Here is a 10,809-nt window from a genome sequence, read left to right on the forward strand (position 1 = left end):
GGCACTCACTCAACAAAAACAAATCACCCATCGCAGCCTCCTCAATGGAGACTGTGAATCACATCTAAAGCCAAATTAATAGGTCCTGAACCTAGAATGATGATATCGAGGCGCGGTCGCCGAGGAGTTACCACGCACTTCGATCCAGTTTTACAGATTTTTATCCAGTCATTTTACTATCCATGAGAAATCCATGCCTCGATTTCACCTGTTTTTATGCGATAAATACTTCATTTTAGCTCCGATTTTCGGATTTTTATTACAGTTATTTATAATATTTGCGGCATCAATTCTTCGTTCCATGACGCAAAAGCCACCTCCATCGACCACGATACCACGCAGCAAGCGAGAAGAATTGCTCGAAGCGCTACACGTCGATACGCCGGAACTCACCTTCACGCCACGCGGTGACCCAGACCCTCGCCTCGTCCTGCTCGGCCGACAGATGGCCCGTCAGAACTTCGGCACAGGCGGGGGCGAGGCTCCCGGTAAGGTGCCATGCCCAATGAAGGTCGCGATCGACGCCCGTTATTCCTCCTATAACCAGCGCGATGCCTCGATCAAGGATCAGATTCCGCCTGTGCCGGCTGCATGCCGAGAAACAGGGATGGCACGTCATCGAACAATATACCGACCATGCGATCTCGGGTGCCTCGTTGCTGCGTCCCGGCATTCAGGCGCTAATCTCCGACGCCACGCGCGGCCGCTTCGACATGATCCTGTCCGAGGCGATGGACCGTCTCAGTCGCGATCACGAGGACATTGTCAGCATCTTGAAGATTGTCTCCCAGTCCGAGGGCAAGGTCATGCATCTACATGTCGGCCTCAAGGGGACGATGAACGCGCTGTTCCTGAAGGACTGGCCGACAAGAGCCGGGCGGCCAGTGCGGTCGCGTCGAGGCCAGCAAATCAGGTGGCGGCAATGCCTATGGCTATGATGTCGTCAGGAAACTGGTTGACGGCAAGGTGGAGATCGACGTCCGGGGCGATCTTGCTGGAATCCTTACACTTTCTGTCCAACGCAAAAACCCCGCGGCGGATGTAGCGGGGTTGCAAGGTAAGATGGTTGCGGGGGGCAGGATTTGAACCTGCGGCCTTCAGGTTATGAGCCTTTAGTCCAGATCATCCGCCACAGTATCCGGCAGCATCCGAACATTCTCTGCGATACTACGATCACGAACGGCTTGTACGAATAGTGTCGCCGCTTCTACGCTGCACCACGCGGCGATTTCCGCACAATGATTCCGGAAGGGGTCGTGAGCTGCTCGACCGGCTCGCTCTCGTATCCAGGGCGCACAGGCGCCGTCAAGCTGCCCGTGGAATCGCGGCAACCTCATCTGTGGGAAATTCGCGCCGCATGCCGCAATCCCGTTGCGTCCCTACCAGCGATCTGCCCCCTCCTTGCCCGCGCGAATTCCCGCGCGACATCAAGGAGAAAGACATGTCACAATCCGGCGCAACGCTCGTTCAATTGCTCAAGACACGCGAGGCAGCAGAGTTGCTGGCGCTGTCCAGCAGGACGCTCGAAAAGCACCGGACCTACGGCACAGGTCCAGTCTATAGAAAGCTCGGCGGCAGGGTGGTCTATGATGTCGTGGATCTGAGAACCTGGGTCGACAAGGGGCGACGCGCTTCTACGTCCGATTTCGGTACGGACACAGTCTATCCGGCCAAACCCATGACAGAAAAGCGATAACACCTGACATAAAATAACAACCCGTGGTTCGGCAGTGATAGCTCTGAACCACGGAACAGTCCCCTGCCCTTAACCGCCTACACAAATGGATTGGAGACTGCCTGAAACATTGTCGGGTTGATCCGGCCGTTGTCAGCTACGAAGTCACGTGGCCGAACGGATATCCGTCTCGGTGAAGTCGTTGCCCTTGAACAGCAGTGGTTCACCGAAATCCTTGGCGAGCGCGTAGGCAAAGCAGTCGCCGAAATTCAGCCCGGCTTTGTGCCTTCCCTTCCCGAAATCGAGGAATGCCTGTCGCGCCAGATGACCCTGGTCAACTGTCACAGGTTCGATATCGATCGCGGCACGGCGGAAGAAGGCGTCAGCCTGCCTCATGCCTTCCGGCCCGAGCTGTTTCTCGATCACCATGGACAGTTCCAGATAGTTCGCCACACTGATCCGGCTGGTTGCGGAATCGTGAATCAGTCGCGTGAAGTCGACAGCCTCCGGTTCGCGGTAGAGGATCGCCACCATGGCCGACGTATCGATAATCATTTCGGCAGGCCGTCCTCATCATAGAGAAGCTCGGCGTGATCGGCGTAAGGCCGCTTCAGGTGAATTGCAGCCCGATCGGCGATCGCCAGAAGTTCTTCAACGGAGGCCCGGCCTCTTTGTTTTTCGATTTGCGCATACCGCTCTCGCAGCGCATCGGTCACGACACGGCTCATACTCTGCCCGGTAGCATGGGCGATGGCCTGGGCGAGGCGATGCGCTTCGGGATCTTTCACATTGAGGCTCATGTGGAGACGCTCCGTTTCTACCAAGTTGGCGTTCCTTCTATCATTCTACCCTGTCGTGGCACAACGACCAAATGAGATCCAGATCCAGAACTGCAACTTCGGGACAGATCAATGGTCCGAAAGGGGCAGCAGAGCGGACTGGCTGGTTAAGGTGAGAAGTAAATAGCAGCAGACCTTCATGCCAGACTCCGGTCCCCAAGGGTCCGTTACTCCCAAAGACGGGTCTGATCCACACCGCGCCGGGCGCGACGTGCGTGTTCCGTATAGGTGAGTAGCGAAGGCCAAGCGGTTGGCGCGGGAACGTTGCGCTGCGTATGAAGCATTTCCCTCCGTTCAGGGTAATGGACCCAGCGACCTGTTACGGCAACGAAGGTATTGCTGCCGGCCTCAGTCTCCTGCAGTGTCTCCACGTCAAACCATATGTCTCTGCGGCGCGGTTTGGCCTTTTCATATATCGATGCGACCAACGCACGATCACTCCAGTCCCGGAAATAAAGATTGGCGTGCCCGCGGACAGCCTGCAGGTCGTTAAAGGCGGCCACGTCTGAAGCACGGTCGATGACACCAAGTGCCTTAAACCGTTTATCGAGGCGGTAGATGGCAGAATCGAAAGACAACAACATAAGGTGGGGTGCCAACGGCATTACTAGCATGGCGCCTGGACTACCAATGCCTGCTCCGCCAAGCACGTCCTTTTGCAAATGGAAGCGGTTGGTGTAAATCACCGGATCATCAGACGTGAAGAACGGCGTTGCCGTTCGATTGAGAATAATTCGCGTCTGGAGATGAGCGGTACCTGAGATGCTATTCCTGAAGGCGCTTAGTGCCAGCTTGATGGCTATCTCATGAGTCATAACCAAGCGCTCCAGTAGCTCCGGTGTGGCCTCGTCGGCCAACATCGCGCGTTCCGCCTCAGCTTGCCGGATTTCACCCTCGATCCATGCCGCACTCCTATAGGACTGCAACAGCATGAAGTTATGGAGGGTCGCGATGTCTATTCTTGTTGCCGCATGAGGGTCGTCCACAATCCGCCGCATGATCTCGCCGTACTCCCCTTCAGGCTTCTGCAGCGCTCGTTCCAGCTCACCGTCGCGCCCGTAGAAATAAGATCTGGCGCACTGCCCTTTCGTTGATGCCGCCTCAATCAGAAGCTCGCGGGCCATATTGAATACATTGATGGCCACACCTTCACTGTTCGCGCTGAAGGCGCGGAGATAACATCGGGGTACGAAGTGTTGAGACTTGTTGGCGGGCATGGTGAGTGAATATTTGTGGTTTCAGTTACTACGAAAGGCTTCTCGTGTGTTACCCTGCACCTCTGTCCAGAGTAGTGCGTTGAACATTCTTGAAAGCGCTCGTTTGCTCGAGGGCAGCGCTGCGCCGATCACCGAGGTCGATCAGTGCATCGAGGACGCGAAGGAGACTCTGGGCATCATCACGCCGTAAAGGAAAATTCGCATCTGCCAGCCGTTGAACCGCAGCGGCGATCCTTGCCGGCAGAGTGGTCCCCGACCATGCTCCCTTCGCGTTGGGCAGAGCGTCCAATATTTGGTTCGCCTGCACTGCGAAATCGCCGACCGGATAGGCCATGTCCGCTCGCTCACAAAGCGTCATGAAGGTCTGTGCGACAAACGTCGACCATCCCGCGCTCGCGATTATCTTCGTGACGATGGGCATCACTATACCTACCTGCGACCAGTCACCATTTGCAAATCGGGCTGAGCCTGAAGCGACCTGGTCAATCGGAACAAATAACAAGGCATTGATAAGCTTAGGCATATCCCACCCACCAACTTCACCGGCTATGTAGCTACCTGGCGTAAAGACCGGGTCTTGGACTACGCGGGTTGCGCAATCGTCCAATAGCTCGAACGTGTTAGGCGGCACTATCGGCGCGTCGAGGACATGCCGTGTCACAAGCTCCGTGGCGAAGGGTCCGAGAACGCGTAGCCCCTGTTCGTCGCTTGTCAGGAACGGAGCGAGAAGTTGATGCTGGGCGAAAGTAAGCGTTACGAGTGGTGCCGCCCGCGCGATCAATTGTCCAAGAGCGCTGTTCCATTCCGTCAGCTCAACGCTGTCGGAGGACGAACCTCGCCGACGATCCGCCGAGCTCTGCCAAGTAGGCATCATTCGTTCGGCCGTCCAGTTTACCAGTTGGGCGAGCCAACATTCGACAAATGGCTTGTAGGTCGTGCTCGCGAGCCATTTCTCAATCGGGAATTTCACGAACAGTTTGGCGGCGAACTGTGTATCGAAAGAGGGGTTGGGATCGCCCCATTCAAGCGCCTCACCGTTGCCGCTAAATCGTCGCCGTCGCGGCGATTGAACCCAAGCCGAGGGAATAGTCGTCAGCGGTTCTAGTGTAGTAGCGTTAAGACGGCGAAGCGCGCGGACCTCGCTGTTTCGCCGAGCTTTCTGATTGGCACTGTGATCGCGCCGGCCTTCGTCGCTCATCTCGAATGCATGGTGGATGCACAAGTCCGTGGCCATCTGGGCGGCCACCCAACAAACCTGTTCATCGAGGTCCGCCAACAGGGCATCGAAAGCAAGTTCGGACACCTCGTCGTTCGGGTGCATAGCCATCGCAATAAGATGTTTCACGTCATTGGTGCGTGGCGCCAGCGATTTTCGATCGTGAAATAGCGCGACAACCAGATGCTTCGCCGGGTGCCACGGAATACGTTCGCCACCAAATATATTGGCTGGCTCGGCCATCTTTGCGACGCGATCCATGACATTCCACGCCCACGTATGATGCGGGCTTTCGGAATGAGCGAAGCGGATGACGACTATCGCCACCGCAGAAAGTACCGTTTGTGAGCTATGGTTCTCGGCACCCCTGCGCCGGGTTAACACGTCGCGACCATCCCGCTCCTTTGCAAAGACTACCGCAGCCTCCAAGTCGATCTGCGGTTGAAGAGCATTTGTCGCGACTGACTGCATAGCCCAGCCGATGACCGTCTGCTCCTGCAGGAATGCAGTAGTCTCGACCATCCGCTTCTCTTGCTCAGGCGATAGCGGATCTGGCGGTCCATAACCGATTAACGCGGACCCCTCGTCCTGCTCATACTTGCGGTAATTCTTGATGTCGCCAAGTGGGGCCCAGCGTTCGGCCTTTTCCGTTAGCTCGGCCGTGAGGGCGGCATTAGAACGCTGTTCTGCAAGGTCATACGGCAGGTCTTTCGGGAACGCGGCAAGCGCCTCACGAAACTGGTTGCGCAATTCTTTGGGCTTTGAGATCGCGAAACGCATCGCGAGCTCCCGCACATCTCGCCTGTTGCTTTCACGGCTGTCCAGAAATTTCTTTGCTTCCGACTTCGCCCCGGTTAGCCGGTTCATGGACCCGAATCCAAAAATGTCGAGGTCGCGGTTGGGAAACTGCACCATACGCGCCATGTCGTATTCCCATATGCGCTGACAAGAGGCGATCGGCAGGGTAGATTCCGATACTTCGAATGTCTCCAAAGACAAAACCAGCGCGAGGCCGAGAGTGGCCAAACACTCGTGTCCCTCCAGAACGTCTCGGAGGGCATCAGAGGTCGACCGGCCGCCCTCAATTTCTTTGAAAGCCCATTGGCTCAACGCAAGAAAGGCGCATTCCAAAGGATTAGGCGCGAGTTGCCCCATGAACCAATTGTAGACATGCCAATCGCCCCAAAAAGTTTGTTTACCCCACGGGAAATTAACTTCAATCGGTAGCGGCGTGCCCATCTGGCGCACATTAATGGCATGTATCTGCTTCCACCCAACGGTAGCATGGTTTGCCAAATCACGGATGAGTGCACGGCCTACATCGGGCCGCTTTGCAAGCAGAGTAGCGTACGGTTCATGCAGCGCCGAGGCTGGAAAGTAGTAATAGTCGTGGCGAGCGATGCCGATGTCATCAAGGTCGTATCGATCCGTGTCAATGTGACGGAAATGGGAACTGCCTAGGAATTTACGCTGAGTTTCGGTGCGGTCTTTCTCCGGAATTTCACGAACGCGCCGTAGTTTGTCGAGACACTCTTCCTCCTCACGCTTCTTGCGGTCGGCGCGGTCCTGTGGAAGCTCTTCCATGATTTGCGCTTTGGCGATCGCTACGATCGCTTCTGGCGAGACGTCCACCATAGTTGGCGAGAAGTTCATCAATTCGCTGTAAGCTTCGCGCCTCATACGATCGTTTTCAGCCGCCCTGTGAAACAGCGCAATGGCTGGTGACGGATATGCCCGTGCCGCACGCATAATCAACATTCGAAGAGCGCTGGCCAGTCTTTTCCGAGCTTCACCACCGAGGGCGTCCCAGCGCCCATGTTCGAACGAAAAATGCTCGGGGTAGAGTTCTTCTTCGAGTTCGACAAGCCAAGCGCTGCAAGCATCGACAATGGCTTCAGAGATCGGGTTAGGCTGGTCCGCGAGCGCGTTTTGCCAGACCCCGAAAAGTTCCAGCAGGCTCGGCAAAAGGCGAACCGGCAATTTCGATGCTTGAGGCAAGAGCCAGCCCAGAAGACGTCGCCAGCCACCAAAATCTGAAGGCCAACTCAGATATTCAGCCATGCCAATCGCATCACTTCCCGCTGCCAGAGCGGGGTTTTGCAGTACAAACGGGTTTGGCACCGTGTGTTCCGCCTGAAACCAGACGATCAGCTTTTCGAGGAGCGCATAATCGTTGGCACTGACGAGTTCCCCGAATTCGTCACCGGTCGCATCGAATGTGGTAGAAAACGGCGGGGCTGTCAGCCACTCGCGCTGCCACTGAGAACGAAGCCGCTTGTCTTCAAGAATGCTATAGTCCGCTAGCCACTTACCTTTAGTCCCGAGTGCGCTCTGAGCCAGCAATCCCACAACGCGGCCAAGCAAAGGCGGTTCACCGGCGGCGTCCAGCCCTCTTGGCCAGTCGGCTCCGAGCTCGACCAAGAGACGGAAGAAGGCCCATTCAAAGAAGATATCATGGCTGAAGGAGTACGATGCGCCGTGGTCTTCCGTCCGAACAATGCGGTCGGCTTTCAAAGCTGCAATTTGACCGTTCGTCGCGTCCTTAAGCTTTCGTATAGATACATTTTTTCCGAGGTTCTCGACGCCGCTCTCAGCAAGATCGATGAGAGCGCGTTGTCGCTGCGGAACCGTTTCCTCAAGCGCATCATGCCCGGCACGGATCCACCATGCGGTAATGAGGTCTACCTCAGTCTGAGGCGTGACAGTGTCGTCAGCGAATGTCTCAGCCAGCACGGACGCGAAGAAAGGTCGTCGAGCAATCTCTGCCACAGCCGGCGCGCCAAACAAGAGCCGTGACAATGCCGGCACTCTTTCTGCAAGTATCGACGCTTCTTCGTCCGTGAATGCCGAGACCGAGACGTCACTGATTTGCCTCCCACGGTAGAAACTGGCCGGGAACCAAGTGCGATACGCTTCCAGACCCTGATCCCGGGATGTCGCTACAACCTTCCAATTCGAAAGCGCCTCGTTCCCCTCGATCGCTTTCAAGATGTCGCTGACAATACCGCGTTGATCGGGTCGTATCCGATCAATACCATCGATGAACAAGATTGGTGTTCCCGTTGCTCCAATTTCGGCAAGCAAGCTGGACACGGACCGGTGTTTCAGGCCTAATGTGCCAGCAAAGGACAGCCACGTCTTGCCCTCAAGCAAATCCGATTTGAGGAAAAGTGTCGGCCCATTTGCCGCGTCGGAAGCAACAATACGCTTCAACATCGCCGACTTGCCGCAGCCGGGGAGACCGCTGATGTTCAGCACCTTTGCCGCTGCGAGACGCTCACGAGTGAGCCGCTCGATTTCGGGCCGCTCGATACGAACGCCATCGATATCGTCCGAAATTGCCGCAAGTCCGGATGCTGAGAAAACCTCAAGGAGCTTGATATCTTCGGCGAAGTTCGGTGCAACTTTCAAGCGCACAACACCGCGAAGCTGGGCGAGCAGAGACTCTCGCGTCCACTTTCGCGCTGTACCCGCGCCTTGACGAACGAGCGCGCACAGCCGGTCAAAAAGCAGCGTCCCTTGCCCATTCTCACTACTCGCGACTAGCTCCTGTAGCCGGTTCGTTAGGTCGGTCCTAGTAACACCTTGTGACCCCAAACCATCAAAACGGGTGGCGACCAAATGGCGATAGAACTGCCACTCTTCTTCCGGGCTGGCCGGCATGATGATGGTCTTCAGGTCGACCCGCATGGCGCGTTCGTCATTCGCGGCCGAAGCATGTTCAGCGAAGCGATCTTCAAAATGCTTCGCGTCTGGACTGGATTTCGCCCAGTTGATTAGGCGCTCCAAGGTCCGCAGTCCATCCACCGCCAGATGCTCGGCCGCAAATCCATACGTGTCGCGCTCAGGTTGGAATGTTGGAGAGGCTCTCGTTTCCAATGCACGGGCAAGGACGTCTTTGAAGAGCGCATCCTTGCTGGTGATGGCAAAGCCCGTCTTGACCTGTAACCCCAGCGTGGCGCGCTCGCCGGCCGCCTCAGTCTCGACGATCAGGTCATCCATCGGGTAATCGTGACCGGCCTGCTGAACCGCCACGCTACGGACCACGCCGCTCTGCAGAGCGGCGCTCTCCTCCCGAAGTAGCGCGACAAGGTAATAGGCAACGACCGTGTCTTCGTAGGTAAATCCCGCCCCACCAGTTAGCTCGGTCGAGGTGGCTCGCTTTTTCCCGGAAATTGTCAATCACCGCCCCGGAATAGAATGATCGAGCGCATCGTGGGTTCCAAATCGACTCGCTCACATGGTTGCAAGATAGCCCGAAGTCGACAATGAATGAACTCGCAAACTACCGTGACCCTCTTGGAATATCGCTATTGGCGAGAAGCTACGGGTGCCACCTAGCCTCGAAAATGTCCAGTTAACTGGATAAGCTGAGCGCAGGGCAAGTATATTCAGCCTTAAATCCATGCATACTTTAGATCATGTCTCCAGAATATGTCAGTCAGGCCAAGACGAATTGCATGAGCGGCTGCCAAAGCCAAAGCTCCGAAATGCGGTACTCTGACGTTTAAGGCGATCCACTCGATATTTCTGCGGGTACAAACGCCGATGTGCGAGACGTCATTGTTCTCATCCTGTCCGATCAGCTCGGTGACCACCGCGATGTATATTCGAGGAACGGCGATTCCTTGACGGAACTCCTTCGCCGCATGCACCAACTTGCTCGCCTCGACGCCGTAGCGAATATTTGCCGCTGCCCGCAACGAATCCAGTCCTGAGGAACCTGGATTGCGACGCTTCCATGCTTCCCAGCCGCCCCGTGAAACATCTATAGGTACTACCGGCATGAGAGGCGTACCGTGTGAGAGCGCCTCCTCGACATAATCGTTCCACATGTCCAAGCTTTCCAACAGCGGTTCGTCCTTCAGCGCAGCTTTCACTCGGCGGTACTCTACCGGCGAAAGCCGCGGAACGGTGAAAGCCACATGCTTCACGCGTTCGAAAGGAAGGTGGTTGAGTCGCGGTCGCCGCGCACCGAAGAACTTGCTCTCGGCACCAATCGGTGTCGCAGGCTTTACGAAGGTGCGCCCTTCCCATTCGAAAACGATATCGGTCTGAGCCTCCCTAGCCGCAGTCGGACCGTGCTTGCCTCTTACGAATTCGGTCATATGCCGGTCGGCAAGTTTGCCCCAAGCAGATTTCAAAGCTTCGAATTCTAAAAATGGGCGCTCCTCGTGGATTGGCACGTAGTTTATCGGCCATAGCGCGAAGGTGTCGAACCCGTCTCCATGAAGATAGCAACCGGCGACCACGACCGCGTCGATCTCGTCAGTGTCGTTCCGTGCCCGCCTCACGACGTGATCCAAAAGCTCCTCGTGTGTGAGTGCGGTGAAGCCGTTATTGAGGAAGAAAAGGATCGTCGTGGCGCCTTCGCTAATCTCTCTTCGGCTCTGCTTCAGTTGCGCTCGTGCTGACCTTACCACGCCCTTGATAGGCCCTTGCATGATCGTCGCGTACGCGTACCGGTCTTTCTGCTCGATCGCTGTCGGATCGATTACCACCACCGGGCGGTCCGGTTGGAGCGCTCCAAACAGAGAACCGATCTTCGCCTGAGCCTCGGGCTTTTCGAGCCGTTCGTCGTCCAGCAACTTGAGTTCGATTATTGACTGTCCAAGAACATAGTCCGAGTTTCTGCTGCTTTTCCGATCCCAATCTTCGTGTGCTCGTCGGCCACCGGCGTGTGCGATGACAAAATCAATATCCTGATCTTCGGACAATGGTCGAATTCTGGGAAGTTCCAACATCGGTTCATTCTCAGCGTATTACATCTAGGCTCAGGACTCATTGATTGAGATAGAATGTTACGGCTGCTGCGATGCATATGGCCGAAAAGAAGGTGTGGGCGCATCGGTCGTATCGTGT

At 56.1% G+C, this 10,809-nt stretch carries 7 protein-coding genes; 2 read left to right on the top strand and 5 right to left on the bottom strand.

Going from position 1 to position 10,809, the window contains the following annotated elements:
- Positions 1-551: 551 nt before the first annotated feature.
- Complete coding sequence (locus FHS81_RS18155; RefSeq protein WP_343052566.1) at positions 552-938, top strand: recombinase family protein; 387 nt, start codon at positions 552-554, stop codon at positions 936-938.
- A gap of 503 nt (positions 939-1,441) precedes the next feature.
- The gene (locus FHS81_RS18160) at positions 1,442-1,696 is read left to right on the top strand and encodes a helix-turn-helix domain-containing protein (RefSeq protein ID WP_183755000.1); all 255 of its coding nucleotides are present in this window, start codon (positions 1,442-1,444) and stop codon (positions 1,694-1,696) included.
- A 144-nt stretch (positions 1,697-1,840) separates the two neighbouring features.
- Here FHS81_RS18160 and FHS81_RS18165 read toward each other — a convergent pair whose 3' ends face one another.
- The 5 genes from FHS81_RS18165 to FHS81_RS18185 form a co-directional block, all read right to left on the bottom strand.
- A complete protein-coding gene (locus tag FHS81_RS18165; protein ID WP_183755002.1) occupies positions 1,841-2,230 on the bottom strand; it encodes a type II toxin-antitoxin system VapC family toxin in 390 nt (129 codons plus the stop codon).
- Entirely contained in the window at positions 2,227-2,475 is a 249-nt protein-coding gene (locus FHS81_RS18170; RefSeq protein ID WP_183755004.1) for a type II toxin-antitoxin system VapB family antitoxin, read from the bottom strand. The genes FHS81_RS18165 and FHS81_RS18170 overlap by 4 nt, the downstream gene beginning before the upstream one ends.
- A 206-nt stretch (positions 2,476-2,681) precedes the next feature.
- Positions 2,682-3,731, bottom strand: a complete 1,050-nt coding sequence (locus FHS81_RS18175) for a DUF4238 domain-containing protein (RefSeq protein WP_183755006.1) — start codon at positions 3,729-3,731, stop codon at positions 2,682-2,684.
- A 49-nt stretch (positions 3,732-3,780) separates the two neighbouring features.
- Positions 3,781-9,129, bottom strand: coding sequence for an AAA family ATPase (locus tag FHS81_RS18180; protein ID WP_183755008.1), 5,349 nt, complete (start codon positions 9,127-9,129; stop codon positions 3,781-3,783).
- A 215-nt stretch (positions 9,130-9,344) separates the two neighbouring features.
- Positions 9,345-10,691: a hypothetical protein gene (locus FHS81_RS18185; RefSeq protein WP_183755010.1), complete on the bottom strand. Its 1,347-nt coding sequence runs from the start codon at positions 10,689-10,691 to the stop codon at positions 9,345-9,347.
- Positions 10,692-10,809: the final 118 nt, after the last annotated feature.

It is taken from the genome of Pseudochelatococcus contaminans (genome assembly GCF_014195635.1).
Taxonomy (GTDB): Bacteria; Pseudomonadota; Alphaproteobacteria; order Rhizobiales; family Beijerinckiaceae; genus Pseudochelatococcus; species Pseudochelatococcus contaminans.